This window comes from Yersinia pekkanenii (assembly GCF_001152565.1).
In the GTDB taxonomy this organism is placed as follows: Bacteria; Pseudomonadota; Gammaproteobacteria; order Enterobacterales; family Enterobacteriaceae; genus Yersinia; species Yersinia pekkanenii.
Window position 1 is genome coordinate 15,793 of sequence record NZ_CQAZ01000004.1, and the last position, 24,713, is coordinate 40,505.

A 24,713-nucleotide genomic window follows, 5' to 3' on the forward strand; every position below is an offset into this window, starting at 1 on the left:
TTCTACTGTTTCTTCCTGCAACATCAACCTTTCTTTCGTAACATCAACAGGCAGTGACGTAATTGGTTATCCAGCGGAGCTTCAATACGCATGGTTTCACCGCTATTCGGATGCTCAAAACGCAATGCGGCGGCATGCAAGAATAAACGATGTAGCCCTGTTCCTTGCAATTGCTGATCAAATTCACGGTCGCCATAACGATCATCAAAAGCGATTGGATGGCCGGCATGTAGCGCGTGAACGCGGATCTGGTGGGTCCGGCCAGTAATTGGGCTGGCTTTAACCAATGTGGCGTGCTCGAAGCGCTCTTCTACTTTAAAACGAGTTTCTGAAGGTTTACCTTCACTGCTGACTTTCACTACACGCTCACCACTTTGCATAATATTTTTCAGCAGAGGAGCTTGCACCGCTTTACAGTGAGATTGCCATTGGCCACGGACTAATGCCAGATAGTCTTTCTGCATACCTTTTAATCGCAGTTGCTCATGTAAAGAGCGCAAGGCCGAACGTTTTTTGGCGACTAATAAGACGCCGGAAGTATCTCGGTCAAGGCGGTGAACTAACTCCAGGAAGCGGGCTTCGGGGCGCAAAGCACGTAACCCCTCAATAACACCAAAACTCAAACCGCTGCCACCATGAACCGCCGTACCCGAAGGCTTATTCAGGATCAACAGATAATCATCTTCAAATAAAATGCAATCGGTCAGTGCCGCGACTTTATCAAGCTTGGCCGACACCTGAATGTCTTCGCGCTCAGCCACCCGCACCGGAGGTATGCGTACCACATCCCCGTCAGCCAGTTTATATTCTGGCTTAATGCGCCCTTTATTAACGCGAACCTCACCTTTGCGCACGATGCGGTAGATCATACTCTTTGGTACACCTTTCAATTTGGTGAGCAAAAAGTTATCGATCCGCTGACCGGCTTCGTCGGCAGAAATGGTGATTAATTGAACTGCTGGAATATTCGTTTTCATGGGGCGCGATTCTAAATACACCGAGGAATTAGCGCCACCCCTTTTTCTGTGCTTAACTGTCAATCTAGCTATTTAAAGATAACGTTTGCGCGCATTTATTGTTTAATAAGACAACGATAGCCGCCAACACTGTGAATACAGTAAAAGAATCTTTACGTAGATAGGTAAAGTCACCTTGCTATATCAGTGTCAGCAATGGAATAATGTCGCTAATTCTGCGTTGATTCTCGTTAGACCAAGAGACTTGTGGAATAATAAACTTTGCCTGATCACACAAAAACGCAGCAATGGCGTAAGACGTAATGTGAAATCAAGCAATTAGCGGGCTGCGGGTTGCAGCTTGGTCGGCAAGTGGGTAAAGCTCTGTTGTGTTATATTCAGAAGCTACCCTTTATATAAAAGCGCTGTTTTTCAGAACGAAACACAGGCTTACCGAAATAATGCGCCCCTATGCAGGCGACAACCGTGAGGTTGACGGCTTTGCTAGCAGACTCGGGGTCATCGGTTTATCCGACCATGAGGTTATTTTGCCCGCAGTTCTAACGCCAATGTAAAAATAACGAGTAAGTAAAGATGAAAAGAATGTTGATTAACGCAACTCAGCAAGAAGAGTTGCGTGTTGCCCTTGTAGATGGACAGCGGCTGTATGATTTGGATATTGAAAGCCCAGGTCATGAACAGAAAAAAGCGAATATTTACAAAGGTAAAATCACCCGAATAGAACCGAGTCTGGAAGCCGCTTTTGTTGATTACGGTGCTGAACGACACGGTTTTCTCCCATTAAAAGAAATTTCTCGCGAATATTTCCCTAGCAACTATTCCTCTCATGGCCGCCCGAATATCAAAGATGTTCTGCGCGAAGGCCAAGAAGTTATTGTTCAGGTTGATAAAGAAGAACGTGGCAATAAAGGTGCCGCACTGACGACCTTCATCAGCCTAGCTGGCAGTTATTTAGTTCTTATGCCTAACAACCCGCGTGCCGGTGGTATTTCCCGCCGCATCGAAGGTGATGACCGCACTGAGCTGAAAGAAGCCCTATCCTCCCTGCAATTACCTGATGGCATGGGTCTGATTGTTCGTACTGCAGGTGTTGGCAAATCTGCTGATGCACTGCAATGGGACTTATCATTCCGCCTGAAGCACTGGGATGCGATTAAAAAAGCGGCTGAAGGCCGCCCTGCACCGTTCTTGATTCATCAGGAAAGCAACGTGATTGTCCGTGCTTTCCGTGATTATCTGCGCCCGGATATCGGTGAAATCCTGATTGATAACCCTAAAGTTCTCGAACTGGCAAAAGAACATATCGCAGCATTGGGTCGCCCGGATTTCAGCAGCAAAATCAAGTTGTATAGTGGTGAAATCCCGCTATTCAGCCACTACCAGATTGAGTCGCAGATTGAGTCTGCATTCCAGCGTGAAGTGCGTCTGCCTTCCGGTGGCTCTATCGTCATTGACACCACCGAAGCCTTGACCGCAATTGACATCAACTCCGCGCGCGCTACCCGTGGTGGTGATATCGAAGAAACGGCGTTCAATACCAACCTTGAAGCCGCAGATGAAATTGCGCGTCAGTTACGTTTACGTGACTTGGGTGGCCTGATTGTTATCGATTTTATCGATATGACACCCGTGCGCCACCAGCGTGAAGTGGAGAATCGTTTACGTGATGCCGTTCGTCAGGACCGTGCCCGCATCCAGATTGGTCGTATCTCACGCTTTGGTTTACTGGAGATGTCCCGCCAGCGCCTCAGCCCATCACTGGGTGAGTCAAGTCACCACGTGTGCCCACGCTGTAGCGGTACCGGTACTGTCCGTGACAACGAATCCCTGTCACTTTCTATTTTGCGTCTGATTGAAGAAGAAGCGCTGAAAGAAAATACCCATGAAGTTCACGCCATTGTACCGGTACAGATTGCTTCGTACCTGCTGAACGAAAAACGTGAATCAGTCAACGCCATTGAGAAACGTCAAGGTGGTGTGCGTGCGGTGATCGTGCCAAACGATCAGATGCAAACACCGCATTATTCTGTTCTTCGGGTGCGTAAAGGTGAAGAAGTTCCTTCTCTCAGCTACCTGCTGCCACAACTGCATGAAGCAGAGATGGCACAACCACTGGAAGAAGCGACTATTGAACGTAAACGCCCGGAACAACCGGCGCTGGCAACCTTCTCTCTTCCGAGTGAAGCGCCACCGGAAGCAGCTCCTGCTGCTGCCAGTGTTAAACCTGTCGTTGTTGCTCCACAGGCCGTGACATCTGACACCACAGAACAACCTGGCTTCTTTAGCCGTCTGTTTAGTGGCCTGAAAGGTATCTTCGGTACGTCTTCAACAGTGGACGTTAAACCCACTGAAGTTGAAAAAACCGAAACCAGTGATAATCGTCGCAATGATCGCCGTAATCCGCGCCGTCAAAACAATGGCCGCAAAGAAAGAGGTGACCGTACGCCACGTGAAGGCCGTGACAATAACGCTCGTGATAGCTCAAGCCGTGACAACACTAGCCGTGACAGCACCAACCGTGACAACACCAACCGTGAGGGTCGTGAAGATCAACGCCGCAATAAACGCCCTGCCCAACAAACGGTTGTAGCACCAGCACTTGCTGAGGTTGTTGTTGATGAAACCGATAAGGTACTGCGTGAAGAGCAGCCACAACGTCGCGGTGATCGCCAGCGTCGTCGTCAGGATGACAAACGCCTGGCACCACAGGATGTGAAAGCTAATGTTGAAGTTCCAGAGGTCAGTGTTGTAGAAGAAGTGCAACCTGAGCAAGAAGAACGTCAACAGGTTATGCAACGTCGTCAGCGTCGCCAATTGAATCAGAAGGTTCGTATTCAATCTGTCAATGATGAGCTGAATGTTCAGGAAAACGCGACGCAGGAAACCCCGGTCAGCCAGCCGGTCGCCAGCATTGCAGTACCGGCTATTGTCGTCCCAGTAGTGCAGGAAGAAGTGAAATTACTGCCACAGGTCATTGTTCAGGCGGATGATGAAACGACTAACGATCGTAATGCCAACAATGAGAATGGCATGCCACGTCGCTCTCGCCGCTCTCCTCGTCACCTGCGCGTCAGTGGCCAGCGTCGTCGTCGCTATCGTGATGAACGTTACCCGGCACAGTCTGCCATGCCTCTGGCTGGTGCTTTCGCCTCCCCAGAAATGGCTTCAGGCAAAGTGTGGGTTCGTTATCCGGTCGCTCAAACGGTTGAACCTGCCTTTGTAGAAAACCCGGTTGAAGCACCATTCCCAGTGGAAGTTGCAGCAATAGAGGCACCGGTGTCTACGCCAGACGCCATTGCTACTGCTGTAATGGTCGCAGCGCCAGTGGTTACCGCCCCCATTGCGGTTGCTGAAACTGTAGCGCCAACACCGGCGCCACAGCACAAACCTGGTGGTTCTTCGTCTTCAGCCGCCGCCGTACCTGGCCGTGCACCCGTCGTTGTAGAGACTGCTGTGGTTGAACCTGCTGTCGTTGAACCAACCGTTGAAGTCATGGCTGTTGAAGCTGTGACTCCGGTTGCCGATATTACGCCAGTAGTTGAAACCATCGCCGCGATTGAAGCAACGCCAGTAACCACCGAAAATGTGGTTGACGAAGCCATGGTGCCAGAAACTGTTGCAGTAGAAACGGTGATTGCTGAAACGGCAGCGGAAGAGGTTGTTGCTGAAGAACAGATCCTAACCGAAACCGTCGCTGAGGATGCTGCTGAAGGAGCCAATATTACTGAGCCAGTAACCGATGCTGTTGCAGTAGAGCCACAACAGCCGGTGGTGGCTCATCCTGAAGGTGTGTTGTTCAAACACTACGCCTCAGCGCCGATGACCAAAGCGCCAGCACCTGATTATGCGCCAGAGTCACTAACCAAAGGTGATTGGGAACGCCCAACCTTTGACTTTGCAGGTAAAGGTTCTGCCGGTGGTCACGCTGCGGCAACTCAGGCAACCGCTCCGGCGACAAAACCACAATCGGTTGAATAAACCTAATTGTGAGTCTTAATAATATTACACCGACAAAACCCGCCGTCAGGCGGGGTTTTTTTATCTTGACGCTACCCATGGCGGGTAGGTCTTTTAGGCTATCTGCTTCACTTCCTTGATCTCAAGGCTTTCCAGCTTGCCTTCTATCGCTTTGATAAAAGCTTTAACATGCTCAGTGTGCTTATGTTTTTCCAAGGCGTCGCCTGATGCCCAACGTTCGAAAAACACGAAAGAACCTTTTTGGTCGTTTTCGGCATGGAGATCATATTGTAGACTCCCCTTTTCCTCGCGACTCGGTTCTATAACCTGATGAACCGCTTCTTTTATCTCATCAATAAATTCAGACTTTGCCACTAAACTGGCGATGACGCGGACTTCCATAGTTATTCTCCCATCAGTACATTCGATTAGCCGTATTTTACTGCCAATCAACAGCTCGCCCTATCGGGCAATGTTAGCTTGAGCCTCTCTATAAGATGCCCTTTTTAGGTTATTTTCAACTTACCCCGAACAATTGATGCATCCTGCGCATTTTCCGCTTATCCTTACACCCCGCCGGAAACAGCATAAAACCCCGATATCTCATCATGACTGCGGAGCTCGTTAAATGACTGCACAACCCCAAACCCTGAAAATTCGCCGCCCGGATGACTGGCATATTCACTTACGTGATGACGAAATGCTCCGTACCGTGCTGCCCTATACATCCGAGGTGTTTGCCCGTGCCATCGTCATGCCAAACCTGGCCGCGCCGATTACCACCGTGGCCGCTGCCAAGGCTTATCGAGAACAAATTTTAGCCGCAGTACCTGCCGGACATAAATTCACACCATTAATGACGTGCTACCTGACCAATACCCTTGATACCAAAGAACTGACTGCCGGCTTTGAACAGGGCGTGTTTACTGCGGCAAAACTCTATCCTGCCAATGCCACGACTAACTCAAATCACGGTGTATCCGATATCCCAGCGATATACCCGTTATTTGAGCAAATGCAGAAGATAGGTATGCCGCTGCTTATTCATGGGGAAGTCACCGAAGCCACTGTCGATATATTCGATCGTGAAGCTCGCTTTATTGACCAAATACTGGAACCGATCCGTTGCAAATTCCCTGAGTTGAAAATTGTCTTTGAGCACATTACGACTAAAGATGCGGCCGACTATGTGCTGGCAGGCGATCGTTTTCTCGGGGCGACCATCACTCCACAGCATCTAATGTTTAATCGGAATCACATGTTAGTTGGCGGCATTCGCCCCCATTTGTTCTGCCTGCCAATATTGAAGCGTAGCACTCACCAAGAGGCATTACGTCAGGCGGTAGCCAGTGGCTCAGACCGTTTCTTCCTGGGGACTGACTCTGCTCCCCATACCAGGCAGCGTAAAGAGTCATCTTGCGGCTGTGCCGGGGTTTTCAATGCGCCATCAGCCTTGCCTGCCTATGCTACGGTGTTTGAAGAGATGGAGGCGTTACAACATCTTGAAGCATTCTGTTCCTTAAATGGCCCACTCTTCTATGGCCTGCCGCTTAATGAAGGCTTTGTTGAATTGGTTAAGACTCCGTTCCAACAGCCGGAAGAGATCCCGTTAGGTGATGAATCCGTCATCCCATTTCTGGCCGGGCAGACGATTAATTGGGCAGTTAAACGCTGATAACTATCACTGGAGAATATTATTCTCTCTCCGGTGACAGATTTTTATATCAGTCACTTGCAACCTGAATATTTACACTGTATAAATAACCAGTATTAATATTTGGAGGGGCAAATATGCGTGTTGAAGTCAGTATTGACAGAAAAAATCAGTTACCCGCAGGTGCTATTGAAGCGCTAACCAATGAATTGAGTAAACGACTAACGACAAAGTTCCCCGATACCACTACTGCGGTACAGGTGCGCTATGCCGGTGCGAATAATCTTTCTGTTTTAGGCGCTGCCAAAACAGATAAAGATCTGATCTCTGAAATATTACAAGAAATATGGGAAAGCGCTGACGACTGGTTCGATGCGGAGTAACCCCATTAATGCTGTTTTTGCCGGGGAGTCGTTCCTCGGCTTTTTTATTTCAGATTTGAGCCTCCCTGTGCCTCTGCATACTTATTTTATTAACCTCACGTTCACTCTCTGATTAATTAATCATCAGATAATAAATAATTTGTAAATATTTCCCATTAATCGCCAAATTCATTGCGGGTTGCGTATACTGAAAAAGCTCACTTAATAATGAGCCGCATTGATCCTCATTAGTCACTCCTATCAGTAACTACTATATAAGGGGTCTTTATGGACAGAAATGATGAAGTTATTCAGACTCACCCGCTTGTAGGCTGGGATATCAGCACGGTAGATGTATACGACGCGATGATGATACGTCTTCATTACCTGTCTTCTTTGGATCAACCACCAGAGGATGCACTAGTCGATAGAACGCTCTGGCTGACGACCGATGTTGCACGCCAATTAATTAATATCTTAGAAGCTGGCATTGCTAAAATTGAGTCATCGGAATATCAAGATCTTGACCACCGTAAACATTAATTTTTATCCATCTGATAATACTTTCAATGATCCAAAAAAACAGGCACCAGTGAATATCACTGGGTGCCTGTTTATTAACCATTCTCGTAGTGATAAACGTAACATCCCTTTTTCTCCCCTCTTTCCCGTGTTATTACTGTCGTTTTAATTATATCGTTACTGTTACTCACTTTTATTTATATCCTCTGGTGAATACCGCAGGAAAGGCAGACAACGATACTTGGAGTGTAACAACATGGATTATGATTTGATTGTCATTGGCAGCGGTTCTGTTGGTTCAGCGGCGGGTTACTACGCCTCGCAAGCAGGTCTAAAAGTATTGATGATTGATCGTGCTATGCCACCACATCAGGCTGGCAGTCATCATGGCGATACGCGAATCATCCGTCATGCGTATGGTGAAGGGGAGAAATATGTTCCTTTAGTCTTGCGCGCACAAACTCTATGGGATCAATTATCTGCTCAGACCGGCGAAAAGTTATTCCATGCCAGTGGTGTCATTAATCTCGGCTCTGATGACTCAACCTTTCTGAGAAATGCCAAAGATAGTGCTCAACAATATAATTTACCTGTAGAAATATTGGATGCTAGCCAGATCCGCGCAAAGTGGCCGGTATTTACCGTGCCAGACAACTATATCGGCGTATTCGAACCTCAAGCAGGTTATCTGCGCTCAGAGTTAGCCATTAAAACGCTGATTAAAGCTGTCACTGAAGCGGGTTGCGGTATTCTATTCAATTGTCCAGTTACCGCTATCAAGCCACTGGATGAGGGCGTTGATGTTGTGACCATCGACGGTACCTATAGTGCCAACAAAGTCGTTGTCACTATAGGTACCTGGGTCAAAGAACTGCTGCCCGAGTTGCCCGTGACAACCCTACGCAAAGTCTTTTCCTGGCATCATGCCGACGGGCGCTACAGTGAGGGGAACCATTTCCCCGCATTCACAGTAGAAACACCGGATAATATCCACTATTACGGTTTCCCCTCACAGAATGATGAACTGAAACTCGGCAAACATAATGGTGGGCAACCCATTCAGTCGGCCGCACAACGTAAACCTTTTGGTCGTTATGCGGAGGATGGCACTGAAGTATTTGGTTTTTTACGTCACTTCCTACCAGGAGTGGGTGTCTGCCTGCACGGTGCTGCCTGTAGCTATGATATGAGCCCTGATGAAGATTTCATCATCGATACCTTACCGAATAACGACAATATTATGGTGGTAACCGGCCTGAGCGGTCATGGATTTAAGTTCGCTACAGCCCTGGGAGAAGTAGCAGCACTCTTTGCACAGAATAAACCGTCACCCATTGATATTTCGGCCTTTTCTTTGTCTCGTTTTACTGATTTTTAATGCCGTAACACGCCAGTACCTCACCGAATTATTACCGATGACTGTTTCTGTTTTATATCAGTCATCGGCTTTTTATCCACTGATTTATACCGTTATACAAGTATAATACATCGCTAATTTAATAATTAGCAGATGGTTCTATTCGTAAAAGTCATCAAAACCATTCGCGATTCCCGAATTGACGTTTTAGGCATCAGAAGGCTACCTTATCCTTGTATGCGGCCAGGTATGGTTGCTATTAGACAAGGATGTATGCCACATGAAAATATTAATTATCGACGAATGTTTTTATACCCGCTCAGGGGTAAATTCATATTTGACTAACGATTCATCTCTCAATTTAATGGATGTGTCTTCAGTTAGCCAGGCTACAGTAGCCATTTATGATTTTGATCCTGAGATAATCATTGTTAATCTCACGCAATATTGTCGATACGGTGGACATTGTCCGTTATTAGAACAATTTCTAAGTTGTTGTAGCCGGGCTCAAGTTTATATTTACCTGGATGCATCATATCCATTTAGTGAGTTCCCCATACCTCTGACTAACTCAGTCTCCATCCTGGCGAAAAGGCGCTTACCTGAGCTGCTACAAAAGCTATCAGACCTTTCAGAGTATCCCCATAAGCTACCTCTCCCCTGCCCCGCATCCCTATTCAGCCCACAAGAACATAAAGTGATGTGCTACTGGATGATGGAGATGCCAAATTACCGTATTGCCAGGAAGTTAAACATCAGCGATAGCACGGTTTATTCGCATAAGCGGCATATCACCGAGAAAATAAAAGTCAGAAATCGCCTGGAACTCTGTTTTATTTATAATGTATTTAAATATTTATATTGAACATAATCATGCAATTAAGAATATAATAGCGAAAGGGATATCTATTTTAATCGACTGGATACATCTGTAGTCTTTTTATCATGAGTAATTTGGTCGGAATAATATTGTAGATATGCTTTACCGTTAAAGTAATCGGTCATATTACATTTAGCACTGTTATTAAAACACAATATTGACTCTTTACATTTGAGTGAGTATTTTTTCATTACTTACAGATATAGGAATTTAACTTGCCAGCTCATTGTTTACAAAAGTAAAAGTCCCTATAATGAGCGACGATTTTAGCCGCAGGCAGTCAGTATGTTAAATAAATGTCTTTCGATGGTTATCAATAATGTACGAGAGCATTTATTGATCTACATCTGCTTATGGCTGATTCTACTGGCGCTGGATATTTATCTCTTTTTTTATTAACCCGTTCTCGCAATACCTCTTTCTTTGCCAGGCCAGCAGGCATAAATTCACCTGTGGCCCAGAGATAAATACGATATCAGAAGTTTGTCCTACTCATTTTGGCTGGGTTTACCATCACTCAGTAACACCGCAAATTTATAACCAGCAGGTGTTAATTCAAGTGCTATCTTGGCAATAATGGTTAACGGCACTGAGAGCAACATGCCAATAGGCCCTAATAGCCACCCCCAGAAAATCAATGATAAGAACACCACGAGCGTTGACAGGCCCAAGCCACGCCCCATCATTCGTGGGTCAATAATATTGCCGCCAATCAGGTTAATCAGAATATACCCGCCAGTGACGGCAAAAGCATCGGCAAAACCGTTAAATAACAGGGCCTGAATGATAGGTGGAATGGCAGCCAATACTGAGCCGATATTGGGAATATAATTTAATACAAACGCCAGTAGCCCCCAAAGGAAAGCAAAACGAACCCCCATCGCTGCCAGGAATAGCCAAATAACAATCCCCGTTGCAATGCTAATAATCGTTTTGATCACCAGATAATGGGTTACGCCATTTAGTGCACGTTTGAGGATAGCATTCCCTTGCTCCGGATTATCAAACATCAATTGCATTTTATAAGGTAGGCGTTCGACTTCAAACAGCATAAAGACCACCGTCATCAGCAGCAAGAACATGCTGGTCATGGCACCTGAAAGGTGACTCAGCAACCGGGTGACAAAGTTCATCGCGGTACTGGGATCGACATACTTCATGATGTCATCCACCGAGAACTCGATATTAAAGCGCATCGCGAACTCTTGTAGATCGCGCATTTTTTCCAGCATCATCCCGCGATATTGCGGTAATGAGCGGGCAAACTCATTGAGGGACGAACCTAAGCGGCCAAATAATAATGCCATGAGTAAAATAATAATGGTCACTAATAACACAATCGCCAGGGTGCGGGGAATTTTGAACCGCTCCAGAAGTTTTACTAATGGATTCAGGACGATAGCAAGAAATATAGCTAATAGGAATGGAACCACGATGGGTGATGCTGCTTTGATCCCCGCCATGATGACCACCAACATTGCCAGCATCGTGACTAACCGTAGCCCTTGGCTACTCACTCCAGGTATTGTCATTATCAATCCTTGTATCGGAACCGCCACCGCTCTAAAAATGGCAAAAAAAGACGCTATCGAATAAAATAACCAACAACGTCTAACTTTAATAGTACATCCAGTAGGTTAACCCTACGACTATTTATTATCCGCACTCTTTTCTGGCATCGGAATATGCATGGTGGTTTGCAATAATCCCTTCGATTTGTTGAAAATCTTAATACCGTTTTCACGCCCTGCACGACGGGAACGTTGTTCTTCCTGCGGTAACGTCAGCTCTTCCTGACAAATAGCACTACAGCAACCTTCGAATTTTGCCGCACAAGCCGGACACTGAATAAACAGCAAATGGCAGCCGTCATTCTTACAGTTAGTATGTGTGTCACAAGCCGTACCGCACTGATGGCAATGTGCTATCACATCGTCAGAAATACGTTCGCCCATCCGCTCATCAAAAACAAAGTTTTTACCAATAAACTTCAGCGGCAAACCTTGTTCTTTCGCTTTACGGGCATATTCGATAATGCCGCCTTCAACGTGATACACATTTTTAAAGCCATTATGTAACATATAAGCGCTGGCTTTCTCACAACGGATCCCTCCGGTGCAATACATAACAATATTCTTATCTTTGTCATGTTGCAGCATTTCAACCGCCATTGGCAGTTGCTCACGGAAGGTATCAGAAGGGACTTCGATCGCATTTTCGAAATGGCCCACTTCGTATTCATAATGATTGCGCATATCGACAAACAGGGTATCGGGGGAGTCGATCATCTGATTGACCTGATCCGCCTTCAGATAATGCCCCACATTGCTGGGATCGAAACTGTCATCATTGAGACCATCGGCTACAATGCGCTCGCGAACTTTCATGCGCAGCACCCAGAATGACTTACCGTCATCCTCATGAGCCACATTCAGCCGCACCTGATCGAGTGCTGGGTGCGCGGCAAACAGTACGGTTTTGAACTCAGCATAACGATTAGCTGGCACACTGATTTGCGCATTGATCCCTTCCTTCGCCACATAAACCCGGCCAAATACCCCGAGTTTAACAAATTGGCTATACAGGCTATCGCGGAAGGTTTTGGCATCTTCCAGAGTAAAGTATTTATAAAAAGAAACTGTGGTGCGCGGTTCGGTTTCAGCCAACATGCGCGCTTTAAGTTCCTCATTAGAAATTCGGTTATGTAACACTGGCATGGTGTACGTTCCTGTCTTTCGAAGAGGTTACTGATAAATATTTAACTACTGCTCAATGGGTTACGTAATTCATTAGACAGCTAACCACGATAATACACCGCGCAATAGAACTGATATTTTGGCACGGGCAGGCCCACGCGGCGCACATAATACCTGAAACACCGCGACGGCACATCTTTAGTGGCGTTCACCATCGGTAAAAGCGGAGTGAATGAATGACACCCGTTTATATATCGGAGATATCATAACGCAGAAATAAAAAATCCCTCTTCAATTGGAGGGATTTAAGTCAAAATTGATTGCCTGCTAGCTAATCACTTCCAGTTTTGCGGGTGATCCTTGCCGCACAGCCGCCCCGCTCACGCGGCCCGGTGGCATCACCGTTCCAACTTTTCTCATAAGGTGCAAAGCGCCCGCCACGGGCCAGCAAATAAGCCACCCGCCGTTGCTCATCAGGGTGCAAACTGCGCCGTAAAGCAGGCTATAACCGATCCACTCCGGTTAACTTAAGCTCGTCATCAGCGGCCAATGGCAGTGGTTTTTCACCGCCATACGCTATATTGGCGGCAGCCCGTAAGTAATAATCTTCAGCGCGATCCAGTGGCAAATTATTGCCCTGATTGTCCTGCATGGCATTGGCACCAAATCCCGGCAGTTGTAATGCTTTCGCCACCGCAATCAAGAGACTTTCCATGGCGACAGGTTCGCCTTCAGCCGTGCGAGCAGTACGCGACTTTATCACTGGCCAACGGGCGGTACTGGCTTTCACCCACACCCCAGCCCACGGCGCACTGAACCCCCAGCGCTCAAAATTATGGCTATCCGGCACGATATAATCAGCCAGTGCCGTGGTTTCATTCATAAAAGCATCGATAGCGATAAACAGTGGCAGTTGACGTGAGTCTTTCAGTTTTTCTTCAATCAGATTACGTAAACCCGCAACCCCATACAGTGGGTTGGTCATAACCGCCCATGGCGAACTGCCACAGGCGGTTGAGCAGATGAAACTGGGCGCGGTCGATTTCTTACAAAAACCGGTCGCCACTGCGCCGTTGATTGCAGCCTTACAACAGGGTTTTCAGCAATCAGAACAACTTATCACCCGCCGACAGGTACAACAGCGCTATGCTTCCCTAACGCCACGAGAGCAGATGATTGCGCAATGGGTTATGCAAGGTTTGATTAACCGCGATATCGCCGATAGAGCCTGTGTATCCGTCAGAACAGTAGAAGTGCATAGGGCCAAAGTGATGGAAAAAATGGCGGTTAACAACTTAGCTGAATTAGTCAGCATGCTGAGTCCGATACAATAATCGAATTAAAGCAAACGGCTGACAAACTTCGACGACTCGATCTTACGAGGTAAGGACGGGCAGAAGAGTAAAGCGTCCGCGCTCGAGCCGACATGGATGTATTCACGGCGTCTTTACGATCGGCTTGTTGTCACCGCTCCGAGCAGGTTGTCATTAACCTCATTAAATCGGGGTATTTAACGTTCAACCCGGTTGATTTACCGGTCGGGATCATCAACAACAAAGCATAAAAATGATTTTTTAATGCGGTCTTTTTTCCCTGTAAGCCCCTAAAAATGCCAGAATAGTCTACCTTAAATCACAGATGAGACAGACCAACAGGTTGGTATCGGCACCGTTTGAGGCTTGCGAAGTGAGTCCCAACTCCGCTATCAAGAGTAAATAGTTAACTGTCCGAATGAATGACAATGGCACTGAGAACAAATATGCAAGTTCCTTCTTTTAAAAGCTCACTACTGCACCCACGTTACTGGCTGACCTGGATCGGCCTTGGTATTCTCTACCTATTGGTACGACTTCCCTACCCGGTTATCTATGTTCTTGGCACTTCCCTTGGCCGCTTTTCCATGCGTTTTCTCAAACGACGTAAACGAATAACACAGCGTAATCTGGAGCTATGCTTTCCTGATATGCCTCCGGCTGAGCGCGATGAGTTGCTGGTTAAGAATTTTGAATCGGTGGGAATGGGCCTGTTTGAAACCGGTATGGCATGGTTCTGGCCGAACTGGCGTATTGAACGCTGGTGCACCGTCAGTGGGCTGGAACACATCCAGCAGGCACGTGATGAAGGCAAAGGCGTGTTGCTGATTGGCTTACATTTTCTTACGCTGGAACTGGGTGCCCGTATTTTCGGTATCTACAATCCGGGTATTGGTGTCTATCGCCCTCATGATAATAAAGCCATGGACTGGATGCAGACCTGGGGTCGAATGCGTTCAAATAAAGCCATGTTGGATCGCCGGGACCTGAAAGGTATGATCCGTAGCCTGAAACAAGGCGAAATTATCTGGTATGCCCCAGATCATGATTACGGCCCGCGCAGCAGTGTATTTGTACCACTGTTCGCCGTAAACCAAGCCGCTACCACCACCGGAACTTATTTATTGGCACGAATGGGTAAACCCGCGATTATTCCTTTCACACCACGTCGTTTACCTGATGCTAAGGGCTATCAACTGCTTTTGCAGCCCGCCGTGGAGAACTTCCCACTGGATAACGAAGTGGAAGCGGCAGCCTTTATGAACAAAGTGATTGAAAAAGAGATTACCCAAGCCATTGATCAATACATGTGGCTGCATCGGCGTTTTAAAACCCGGCCGGAAGGTGCGCCTTCGTTGTATGAGTAAATAATCTATTCAGTAATGGCTTATTCGAAAAAAGAATGACCAATAATAATGATAATTAGTTTACATCAATTTTTTTGATGCAATCTATCAGTATTATCCAATAGAGATAGGGGGCTGGTCTGACGATACTGAATTAATTTCTCTGGGTTATTTTCTGGTTATTTTTTTCTTAATAAGGATAAATATGCTAGCAACTCTCAATCGATGGTTCACGCGGTTAACTAACCATCCGGATGGTGGCAAGTTATTATTACGCCTTACGTTCGGTATTCTGATGTTGTTCCATGGTGTGGCAAAAATTCAGCACGGTACCCATTGGATAGCTGAGTCTTTGCAAGCGCAAGGTATCCCAGGTTTTGTAGCTTATGGTGTTTACATTGGTGAGATCATTACTCCATTACTGATTATTCTTGGCCTATTCACCCGCCCCGCGGCATTTGTTTACGCCGTTAACCTGCTGGTGGCGGTATTGATGGTCGGTACCGGTAAATTCTTTACTCTGACTCAAGTGGGTGCCTGGGGTCTGGAAAACGAAGCGATGTATTTCCTGGGAGGCGTGGCAATCATGCTGTTGGGCAGTGGCCGTTACTCCATGACCAAAAACGAAGCTTATCGCTAAACCTCTGATGCGATACTGATCCACTCCGCCGCTACCGGCGTGGTTTTTTCATACAATCTGTGCCGGTTATACTATTCATACCAGCCATGCTATCCAAATTGGTTATAACATCGCGATTCAGTATCAGGGTAAGAGTTATTACCTATTGGAATAAGCATATACCTCCATTTCAAACCAGCTTTCCGTTTTAGTAAAAACTAACATTCATCTCATTGATGTCAATGTACTATGAGCGCATACTTATCAAGCTAACTGTTTTCTTATTGTGCTTTGCAGCCCCTTCAAACGCCCTATCGACGAATAAAGAGACGCAAAGCAATCACTTGCTTAATCGGTAATGTATGACCTCGGACCCACAACGGGTTAACTGGAAAAGAAACTTATTTGTCACCTGGTTAGGTTGTTTCCTAACCGGCGCGGCGTTTAGTTTGATCATGCCATTCTTGCCATTATATGTGGAAGAGTTAGGCGTGAGCGGTCATCAGTCATTGAATATGTGGTCCGGCCTGGTGTTCAGCATCACCTTCCTATTTTCTGCCATTGCCGCGCCCTTCTGGGGTAGCCTTGCTGACCGTAAAGGCAGGAAAGTCATGCTATTGCGTTCAGCATTGGGCATGGGGATTGTAATGGTATTAATGGGTATGGCGCAGAATATCTGGCAATTTCTGGCGCTACGCGCACTGTTGGGGTTACTGGGTGGCTTTATTCCGAATGCCAATGCCCTGATCGCCACTCAAGTGCCGCGCAATAAGAGTGGTTGGGCGTTGGGTACCCTCTCAACCGGTGGGGTGAGTGGTGCATTAATCGGGCCATTGATTGGCGGTCTGTTGGCTGATAATTATGGTTTACGGCCAGTGTTCTTTATTACTGCGGGCGTGCTGTTCGCCTGTTTTGTCATGACCTGGCTGTACGTCAGGGAGCAATTTTCACCCGTACTGAAGAAAGATATGCTCAACGGGCGGCAGGTATTTAACTCATTGAAGAACCCTAAGTTAATCCTTAGCCTGTTTGTCACTACCATGATTATCCAGATTGCGACCGGTTCCATTGCCCCCATCCTGACATTGTATGTCCGTGAGTTGGCCGGAGATATTCATAATCTGGCCTTTGTCAGTGGCATGATTGCATCTGTCCCCGGTGTTGCTGCGCTGATGAGTGCGCCACGATTAGGGAAACTGGGTGATAGAATCGGCCCGGAACGTATTCTGATTGCTATGCTGGCGCTGTCGGTGCTGATTCTTATCCCGATGGCTTTCGTTCAGACCCCCTTGCAACTGGGGATCTTGCGCTTCTTACTGGGTGCAACAGATGGTGCATTATTACCGGCGGTACAAACGTTATTGATTTATAACTGCACCAATCAGGTCGCAGGCAGAATTTTCAGTTATAACCAATCGTTTCGTGATGTTGGTAATGTCAGTGGCCCGCTATTAGGTGCTGCCGTCTCTGCCAGTTATGGCTTCCGCTCAGTATTTTTTATCACCGCGGCGGTGGTGTTATTTAACGCTATTTATTCTTATTGGTGTTTGCAACGTCAGCCCTTAAAAGCACGGCAACGTGAAGCTCAACAACAGCAAGATCGTTAGCCAGAAACGGTTCCACTAATACCATTAACGGCGGTAATCATTCATCTTGATAAAAGCGCCCACTCTTGTCATCTGCTCATAAAAAGAACTAAAAAACGCCTATATTAGATTTTAACTGATTGATAATTAGAATGTGTATCGACTTTTTATCTAAAAATACGATATAACCCCCGACGGAAAACAAAAAATAACGTTATTCTTACGTTAAAATCTACTGTAACGAATGTTGACCCCGACGACTGGCCACGGTGCCAAACGGGTGAGCGTTCGATGATGGCTTATTCGCCCGACTTCACGGCGATTTTATGGGAATACCCGATGCAAACCACTGTTAACAACCAAGGCGGCCGTACGTTCTTCGGCCATCCTTATCCGCTCAGCGGGCTGTTTCTTTCCGAAATGTGGGAGCGGTTCTCGTTCTACGGCATCCGCCCACTGTTAATCCTGTTTATGGCCGCGACTGTTTTTGACGGTGGTATGGGTCTGCCCCGTGAGCAAGCCTCGGCCATTGTCGGGATTTTTGCCGGTAGCATGTATCTGGCAGCATTACCCGGCGGCTGGTTGGCTGATAACTGGCTCGGTCAGCAACGCGCGGTCTGGTATGGTTCGATCCTGATTGGGCTGGGCCATCTGTCGATTGCGTTATCTGCCTTCTTCGGCAATGACCTGTTCTTTATTGGTTTGGTGTTTATCGTGCTCGGTACTGGTCTATTCAAGACCTGTATTTCAGTCATGGTCGGTACCCTGTATAAGCCGGATGATGCCCGCCGCGACGGAGGCTTCTCACTGTTCTATATGGGCATCAATATGGGGTCATTTATCGCGCCGCTACTTTCTGGCTGGTTATTGCGAACCCATGGCTGGCACTGGGGTTTTGGTATCGGCGGTATTGGTATGCTGGTGGCATTACTTATCTTCCGTGGCTTTGCTATCCCGGCGATGAAGCGCTATGACGCCGAAGTGGGTCTGGACTCTAGCTGGAACAAACCGACCAATCAGCGTCAAGGTGTCGGTAAATGGGTTACTGCGATTATGGCGCTGGTAGTGGTGGTGATTGCGCTTATCTCGCAAGGGATCATCCCCATTAATCCGGTACTGGTTGCCAGTTTGCTGGTGTATGTTATTGCGACCTCAGTGACACTCTATTTCATTTATCTTTTCGCCTTTGCCAACATGAGCCGTAAAGATCGTGCTCGTCTGTTAGTATGCTTCATTCTGTTAGTTTCTGCGGCGTTCTTCTGGTCAGCGTTTGAACAGAAACCGACCTCATTCAACCTGTTTGCCAATGATTATACTGACCGCATGTTTATGGGCTTTGAGATCCCGACGGTCTGGTTCCAGTCAATAAATGCGCTGTTTATTATCCTGCTGGCACCGGTATTTAGCTGGGCCTGGCCTGCCCTGGCGAAGAAGAAAATTCAGCCCAGCAGTATCACTAAATTTGTTATTGGTATTTTATGTGCCGCGGCCGGTTTTGCCGTGATGATGTATGCGGCTCAGCATGTGCTCAGCAGTGGCGGTGCAGGTGTTTCTCCACTGTGGCTGGTGATGAGTATCTTGCTGCTGACCCTGGGTGAACTGTGTTTAAGCCCAATCGGGTTAGCTACCATGACGTTATTGGCCCCCGCAAGAATGCGCGGCCAGGTGATGGGGCTGTGGTTCTGCGCCAGTTCTCTGGGTAATCTGGCGGCTGGCCTGATTGGTGGGCATGTTAAAGCCGACCAGTTGGATATGTTGCCGACGTTGTTTGCCCGCTGTTCAATTGCATTGGTTATCTGTGCCGCAGTACTGATATTGCTTATCGTGCCTATTCGTCGGCTGATGAATAATACTGTGGACCAGCAAGCAGCCTGAGTGTTATCGCGCTACCGGTATTAACGCTAAACCAGGTGCGTGCAGGGTTGACTGTCCCCAGGGGCGCTTCGGTCACTCACACGACTGCGACCCCAACAGTACATTTCCCCTTCATTTGACTTTGTCAGCCGTCTGAAACCAGCCCTTGTGGCTGGTTTTTTATTTATACTTTGGATGACATATTACTCACTCCTGATAACACATTTGAACGCTGAGACTAAAAATGAAAATAAGGCCTGCACAACCTTCTGATTACCCTGCCATATTACAATTACAGTCACAAAACACCCCAGCAAATTTAAGCCCGGAACAGCGTAAACAGGGCTTTATTGTGTCGCAAATGGACGAAAAACAACTGGATTCCATCAACCAAGACTTAGGTATTTTGGTGGCAATTGATGATGAACAAGTCGCTGCTTTCGTCTGCCTGGCTCGTACACATAAACAGCCCCGGCCGCCAGTGGTCGATGCCATGTTAGAAGCAATAAGCCATCAACAGTATCAAGGGAAGCCATTGACAGAGTTGCGGGTGTTTCTTTATGGGCCGGTGTGTATTGATAGCCGCTGGCGTGGCAAAGGGGTGCTTAGCCAACTGTTTGCCGCAGTTAAAAACCATACCCGTAATGACTTTGATGTGGGGGCTGCATTTGTTAACCATGACAATCCGCATTCACTGGCAGCACATGTGAAAGGGCTAAATATGACGCCGGTTTGTGAATTCATGTGCCAGCAACAACGTTACCAGTTGCTGGTTTTTGCTACCACGGCGTAGTTTTACTCGTAGGGACCATGACGAGCATCAATTGGTAGCATAAAGGTATCAACAATCATTGACAGCGGAACGTCAATCACGGTGATGTATTTCCATGCGCCATCCCGTATATCCCATTGCACACCGGGGTAATATTGATGCCCATGGCCCTGCCCCGGCACGGTGCGGCTGATTATGCTACCACAGCCGGACAACAGCATAATACCCGCCCCCAGTACCACAATGCGGGTTACGATATTCAGACGACTGATCAGTTTCAAAATAAGATCCACGCAATCAACGCTTATCGGCTCACAAACAATTTAAACTCAAAAAACAAAAAAACGGGCCATACCCTATTGTATGCCCGCTTTTTCTCAATATGACAATGGCTTAACGCACCCATTACTTAGCGGCAGGGAATGCCTTCACATTATGCGTCAGTTGGCGATAATATCTGCTCCAGGCTTGATACTGCTCCGGTTGCTGCCAGACCTGTAGGTGCAAGCGTGAAATGAGCACCGGATCACTGAGCAGTTCCAGACGCTGTAATTTGCCCAATTTCTCAGGCCCCGCTTCCAGTGCCTGAGCTACCCGCTCGGCACGATTTTGCTCGATAATCGCCCTTGCCCGATGGCGAGCTGTTGCCATGGCACTTGCCAGCGCGTTATACGATGGGTTCATCACGGCATGTAAGAAACCATCACTGAGCGCCCGCTGGCGGTTAAGCTTCAGATACGCCTCTGTCGCCAGCAGTTCTCGTGGCGGATTATACTCTTCCGGTATCAAGAACAACTTAGCCCGCCGACTGGCCAGCCCCAGCGTGCGGCGGCTGGATAGAACAGAGACTACGGGTGACAGAATCAACGAGAACACAATCGGTGATAACCACCAGAGGAAACGCAGATCTAACCAAGCCACCCCACCGGCCCAGACCAGACCCAGTAGCAATTGCGGGCCATGGCGCACCAATGCTTCACTCCAAGGAGTGGCGTCATCATCACGCTGTGGTGAATTCCACTGCACAGACCACCCAAGGAAAGCACTGACCACGAAAACGGTATGGAATAACATGCGCACCGGTGCCAGCAAGACTGAGAACAGCATTTCAGACAACATCGACAGCAACAGACGGATCGCCCCACCGTACTCTTTAGCGCCTTTGGCCCAGATCAAAATGATACTGAGTAACTTAGGGAAAAACAGCAATACCAACGTGGTGGAGAACAAGCCAATCGCCAATTCCGGCCGCCACTGAGGCCATACCGGGAACAGCTGACGCGGTTGCAGGAAGTATTGCGGCTCCATTAAGGTATGCACCGCTTGCAAAGCAGTACACAATACCAAGAACATAAACCACAACGGGGCGGACAGATAAGACATCACGCCAGTGAGGAACACCGCCCGGTGAACCGGATGCATCCCTTTAACCAAAAACAACCTGAAATTCATCAGATTGCCGTGGCACCAACGGCGGTCGCGTTTTAACTCATCAAGTAAGTTAGGCGGCAATTCTTCGTAACTGCCCGGTAAATCATAAGCAATCCACACCCCCCATCCGGCACGGCGCATTAATGCCGCTTCCACAAAGTCATGCGACAGAATGGAACCCGCGAAAGAGCCTTCACCCGGTAACGGTGCCAGCGCGCAATGTTCGATAAATGGTTTTACCCGAATAATGGCATTATGGCCCCAATAATGAGACTCACCCAACTGCCAGTAATGCAGGCCAGCCGTGAACAGTGGGCCATAAACTCGGGTCGCAAACTGCTGGATGCGAGCATACAGCGTGTCCATACCCGATGCTTTCGGGGCAGATTGAATGATCCCCGCATTAGGATTGGCGTCCATCAGCCGCACCAGCCCGGTCAGACACTCGCCACTCATCACGCTATCGGCATCCAGAATCACCATATAGCTGTACTGACTGCCCCAACTGCGGCAGAAATCATCTATATTACCGCTTTTACGTTTAACCCGACGGCGGCGGCGGCGATAGAAAATACGACCATGCCCGTCAACATCACGGCACAGCTCCAGCCAGGCTTTTTGCTCTGCCACACAGATATCGGGGTCATAGCTGTCACTCAGCACATAAATATCGAAATGTTCAAGCTGACAGGTCGCCGCCACCGACTCATAAGTCGCGCGCAGACCGGCAAATACCCGCGCCACATCCTCATTACAAATAGGCATAATCAGCGCCGTCCGGTGCGCCGGATTTAAAGCTTCATTCCCTTTGATAGTAGAGGAAATACTGTATTTGTCCTTACCAATCAGTAATTGCAGGAACCCCATCAGCGCCGTCCAGAAACCGGCAGAGACCCAACAAAACAGAATGGCAAACAGGATCAGGATGCCGGTTTGTAACAGATAAGGCAGCAGTTGCATGATCGAGACCTGCCAGTTCTGCTGCCAGATGTCGAAAGGATCGATTAATGCCCAACCCTGATAAGGCAAAATGGTCTTCATGTAACTGGTCGCAATCGCGGTTTGCAGCACAATCAGCACCAGCAAAATATAGCGGCGCAGGGAACCGACGCTACGCCATTTTTTCTCGGCGAGAGCCTGTTGATGCGGCTGCTCCCGTGAAACAATATTATTGCGACCCAGCAACGAATCCCAAAAACGCCCTACCGGATTAGTCCGCCATGCCTGCGGTGCCATACTGGTACGCTTGATGGGAGGCGTGGCATTGATAACCGTGCGCCCTTCATCATCTTGCTCGAGTAGTTTGCCACCGGCCAAGGCAGCTGGCCACGCGACACGCAGACGGGCATTAACTGACGCCAGTGCACTGTCTTCTGCGCTAAAAGCGATGTGTTCAGGTGCGCTAGCAGCCAATTGCTGATGCAAACGCTGCATGGCATCCGGAGAGCTATCGAGTCGCACCTCGTCAGGGAGAGCATCGCGCAACGCCCCTTGCTGCTGCGCAGTCAGGGGCAAGTCTGCAATATAATCCTGAACCGGAGATTGAGTTGACTTATTCATCGGCAGGGAGCTGATAGCTCCAGGGTTCTGTCAGGGTTTTATCACCGTTAACCAATGCAGCGCGCATCTCTATCGGTTTTTTGCCATCCTTAACTTTCAGCCGCAATGTCAAACGCCAACCCTTGGTAACCGGGTTGTAACGCACACTATTTTCGATCAGTTCACCGTTATCATCGACGCTGACCTGTGAAGCCAATGGCGTATTTTCATCAAGTGACTTCAGCGCCGGGCCGACAAAATCGACCAGAAAAGCCACGCTACCGTCCGGCTGACGGATCAGGTTGGACTGTTTCACATCACCGGTTGAACGCAAGGTCTGTTTCACATAAGCCACATCCGGTGAATGCAGTTTCTCTTCATCACGGGTGAAGTGCAGGCGATAATTCAGATCGAGTGATGTTTTCGCGTCCGGCAACACCTCTGGTGTCCAGAAAGCCACGATATTATCGTTGGTTTCGTCTGCTGTTGGGATTTCTATCAACTGAACGTGACCTTTGCCCCAATCACCACGAGGTTCAACCCAGGCACTCGGACGCAAGTCATAGCGATCATCTAAATCCTCATATTGCGAGAATTCACGGCCACGTTGCAGCAGACCAAATCCTTTGGGATTTTCAACCGCATAGGTGCTGACCGACAAGTGTTTTGGATTGTTCAGTGGACGCCATATCCATTCACCATTACCTGCATGAATAGAAAGACCATTAGAATCATGCAATGCCGGACGATAGTTCAACACCGCTGACGGCTGGCTTGGACCAAACAGGAACATACTGGTTAACGGTGCGATACCCAACGTCTCAACTTTATCGCGCAGGAAGACTTTAGCCTGTACATCAACCGTGGTATCTCGACCCGGATAAATGATAAAACGGTAAGCACCGGTGGCCCGAGGGGAATCCAGCAAAGCAAAAACGACCAGATGCTTATCATTTGGTTTTGGCCGTTCAATCCAAAACTCGCGAAAACGCGGGAACTCCTCACCGGAAGCCAATGCCGTATCAATTGCCAACCCGCGCGCAGAAATACCATAAACCTGACCTTTACCAATCACACGAAAATAGCTGGCACCCAGCATACTGACAATTTCGTCTTGTTTGTCCGCTTTATTGATCGGATAAAGTACTTTAAAACCGGCAAAACCTAAATTCTTCACTGACTCTGCATCGTGCTTGACCGAGCCGAAGTTAAAATAATCCGGACTATAATTGATGGGCTTAATACCGGTCGCGGTGACTTCGTTAATCTTCACCGGTGTGTCGAAGTACATACCCTGATGGTAGAACTCCAACTTAAATGGCGTATCCAGTTTGCTCCAATACGACTTGTCGTGGTTAAACTGAATCTGTTGATAGTCGGCAAATTTCATTTCGCGAAATTGCGATGGAAGGTTACTTTTTGGTGCTTCGAAGCTTTTACTCGCCAACGTTTGTGCCTGCTCAGCTACATCGTCTAACGAGAAAGCCATTGCCTGGGCCGTGAATAATGACAGCAAAAGAGTCACCCCCAGCCATCTGACGCTGTTCGCGCGTGACCCTTTAGGCATTCTATTCATGTTTGATGAAATATTAACTCGCACATCTCCCCCTATTCGGGTGGTTAAATCATAACAGCCAAATTATTGGCGGTTTACCCAACTGACCAAACAGATAAATCCAGGTGACAGTTAAATCCGGAGTTATGCTGGCGGCACATTGCGTAAACCCGTCGCTAAGCCACAAGCCTAGCAACACCGGCTAAAATACGCCATGGAAAATCATTAATCCTTATAGTAATGTTTATCGCCACGCTGATCCATTGAATAACGTATATTGTCATCAATAAGCG

Annotated in this window: 19 protein-coding genes and 2 pseudogenes; 13 read left to right on the top strand and 8 right to left on the bottom strand. The window is 47.8% G+C overall.

Translation table 11 applies throughout. The annotated features are described in order from the left end of the window. Positions 1-23 precede the first annotated feature (23 nt). On the bottom strand, positions 24-977 hold the full coding sequence (gene rluC, locus AEP37_RS02785; protein WP_049609906.1) for a 23S rRNA pseudouridine(955/2504/2580) synthase RluC: 954 nt from the start codon (positions 975-977) through the stop codon (positions 24-26). Between the two features lie 573 nt (positions 978-1,550). Between rluC and rne the strand changes: the two genes are divergently transcribed. Then, entirely contained in the window at positions 1,551-4,955 is a 3,405-nt protein-coding gene (gene rne, locus AEP37_RS02790; RefSeq protein ID WP_049609522.1) for a ribonuclease E, read from the top strand. Positions 4,956-5,048: 93 nt separating this feature from the next. Here the strand turns inward: rne and AEP37_RS02795 are convergent, their stop codons facing one another. After that, positions 5,049-5,336, bottom strand: coding sequence for a putative quinol monooxygenase (locus AEP37_RS02795; protein WP_049609525.1), 288 nt, complete (start codon positions 5,334-5,336; stop codon positions 5,049-5,051). 226 nt (positions 5,337-5,562) lie between these two features. Here AEP37_RS02795 and pyrC point away from each other — a divergent pair, with 226 nt between their 5' ends. The 6 genes from pyrC to AEP37_RS24560 all read left to right on the top strand — a co-directional run bounded on the left by pyrC (position 5,563) and on the right by AEP37_RS24560 (position 10,108). Continuing rightward, positions 5,563-6,609, top strand: coding sequence for a dihydroorotase (gene pyrC, locus AEP37_RS02800; RefSeq protein ID WP_049609528.1), 1,047 nt, complete (start codon positions 5,563-5,565; stop codon positions 6,607-6,609). Positions 6,610-6,725: 116 nt separating this feature from the next. Next, positions 6,726-6,971 carry a DNA damage-inducible protein I gene (dinI, locus tag AEP37_RS02805; RefSeq protein WP_049609531.1) on the top strand — a complete coding sequence of 82 codons (246 nt, stop codon included), beginning with the start codon at positions 6,726-6,728 and terminating at the stop codon, positions 6,969-6,971. Between the two features lie 267 nt (positions 6,972-7,238). Continuing rightward, a complete protein-coding gene (bssS, locus tag AEP37_RS02810) occupies positions 7,239-7,493 on the top strand; it encodes a biofilm formation regulator BssS (RefSeq protein WP_042546233.1) in 255 nt (84 codons plus the stop codon). Positions 7,494-7,728: 235 nt separating this feature from the next. Then, positions 7,729-8,850: an N-methyl-L-tryptophan oxidase gene (gene solA / locus AEP37_RS02815; protein ID WP_049609535.1), complete on the top strand. Its 1,122-nt coding sequence runs from the start codon at positions 7,729-7,731 to the stop codon at positions 8,848-8,850. A 259-nt stretch (positions 8,851-9,109) separates the two neighbouring features. Further along, the gene (locus AEP37_RS24175; RefSeq protein WP_053101931.1) at positions 9,110-9,694 is read left to right on the top strand and encodes a LuxR C-terminal-related transcriptional regulator; all 585 of its coding nucleotides are present in this window, start codon (positions 9,110-9,112) and stop codon (positions 9,692-9,694) included. 321 nt (positions 9,695-10,015) lie between these two features. Next, entirely contained in the window at positions 10,016-10,108 is a 93-nt protein-coding gene (locus tag AEP37_RS24560; RefSeq protein WP_408068318.1) for a DUF2770 family protein, read from the top strand. 89 nt (positions 10,109-10,197) lie between these two features. Here the strand turns inward: AEP37_RS24560 and AEP37_RS02820 are convergent, their stop codons facing one another. From AEP37_RS02820 to AEP37_RS25950, 3 genes and pseudogenes are all read right to left on the bottom strand, one after another. Next, positions 10,198-11,241 carry an AI-2E family transporter gene (locus tag AEP37_RS02820; RefSeq protein WP_049609538.1) on the bottom strand — a complete coding sequence of 348 codons (1,044 nt, stop codon included), beginning with the start codon at positions 11,239-11,241 and terminating at the stop codon, positions 10,198-10,200. Between the two features lie 117 nt (positions 11,242-11,358). Further along, positions 11,359-12,426: an oxygen-dependent tRNA uridine(34) hydroxylase TrhO gene (gene trhO, locus AEP37_RS02825; RefSeq protein ID WP_049609542.1), complete on the bottom strand. Its 1,068-nt coding sequence runs from the start codon at positions 12,424-12,426 to the stop codon at positions 11,359-11,361. Positions 12,427-12,793: 367 nt separating this feature from the next. After that, a pseudogene (locus tag AEP37_RS25950) lies at positions 12,794-13,390 on the bottom strand (tetrathionate reductase subunit TtrA); the annotation flags it as partial. On the opposite strand from AEP37_RS25950, the pseudogene AEP37_RS02835 reads away from it, so the two are divergent. The 6 genes and pseudogenes from AEP37_RS02835 to AEP37_RS02860 all read left to right on the top strand — a co-directional run. Next, positions 13,383-13,739 (top strand): annotated as a pseudogene (locus tag AEP37_RS02835) (LuxR C-terminal-related transcriptional regulator); the annotation flags it as partial. The pseudogenes AEP37_RS25950 and AEP37_RS02835 overlap by 8 nt on opposite strands. Before the next feature lie 425 nt (positions 13,740-14,164). Further along, entirely contained in the window at positions 14,165-15,085 is a 921-nt protein-coding gene (locus AEP37_RS02840; protein WP_049609909.1) for a Kdo(2)-lipid IV(A) acyltransferase, read from the top strand. Between the two features lie 184 nt (positions 15,086-15,269). Continuing rightward, the gene (locus AEP37_RS02845; RefSeq protein WP_049609547.1) at positions 15,270-15,704 is read left to right on the top strand and encodes a DoxX family protein; all 435 of its coding nucleotides are present in this window, start codon (positions 15,270-15,272) and stop codon (positions 15,702-15,704) included. Between the two features lie 341 nt (positions 15,705-16,045). Next, positions 16,046-17,290 carry a multidrug efflux MFS transporter MdtG gene (gene mdtG / locus AEP37_RS02850; protein WP_049609550.1) on the top strand — a complete coding sequence of 415 codons (1,245 nt, stop codon included), beginning with the start codon at positions 16,046-16,048 and terminating at the stop codon, positions 17,288-17,290. Positions 17,291-17,608: 318 nt separating this feature from the next. Continuing rightward, complete coding sequence (locus tag AEP37_RS02855) at positions 17,609-19,144, top strand: peptide MFS transporter (protein ID WP_049609915.1); 1,536 nt, start codon at positions 17,609-17,611, stop codon at positions 19,142-19,144. A 223-nt stretch (positions 19,145-19,367) separates the two neighbouring features. After that, a complete protein-coding gene (locus AEP37_RS02860) occupies positions 19,368-19,916 on the top strand; it encodes a GNAT family N-acetyltransferase (RefSeq protein WP_049609553.1) in 549 nt (182 codons plus the stop codon). Between the two features lie 2 nt (positions 19,917-19,918). On the opposite strand, the gene AEP37_RS02865 is transcribed toward AEP37_RS02860, so the two are convergent. From AEP37_RS02865 to AEP37_RS02875, 3 genes are all read right to left on the bottom strand, one after another. Beyond that, complete coding sequence (locus AEP37_RS02865; RefSeq protein ID WP_268872741.1) at positions 19,919-20,179, bottom strand: YceK/YidQ family lipoprotein; 261 nt, start codon at positions 20,177-20,179, stop codon at positions 19,919-19,921. Between the two features lie 121 nt (positions 20,180-20,300). Further along, positions 20,301-22,886: a glucans biosynthesis glucosyltransferase MdoH gene (mdoH, locus tag AEP37_RS02870; RefSeq protein WP_049609556.1), complete on the bottom strand. Its 2,586-nt coding sequence runs from the start codon at positions 22,884-22,886 to the stop codon at positions 20,301-20,303. After that, positions 22,879-24,432: a glucan biosynthesis protein G gene (locus tag AEP37_RS02875; protein ID WP_049609559.1), complete on the bottom strand. Its 1,554-nt coding sequence runs from the start codon at positions 24,430-24,432 to the stop codon at positions 22,879-22,881. Before AEP37_RS02875 ends, mdoH begins: the two co-directional genes overlap by 8 nt. Positions 24,433-24,713: the final 281 nt, after the last annotated feature.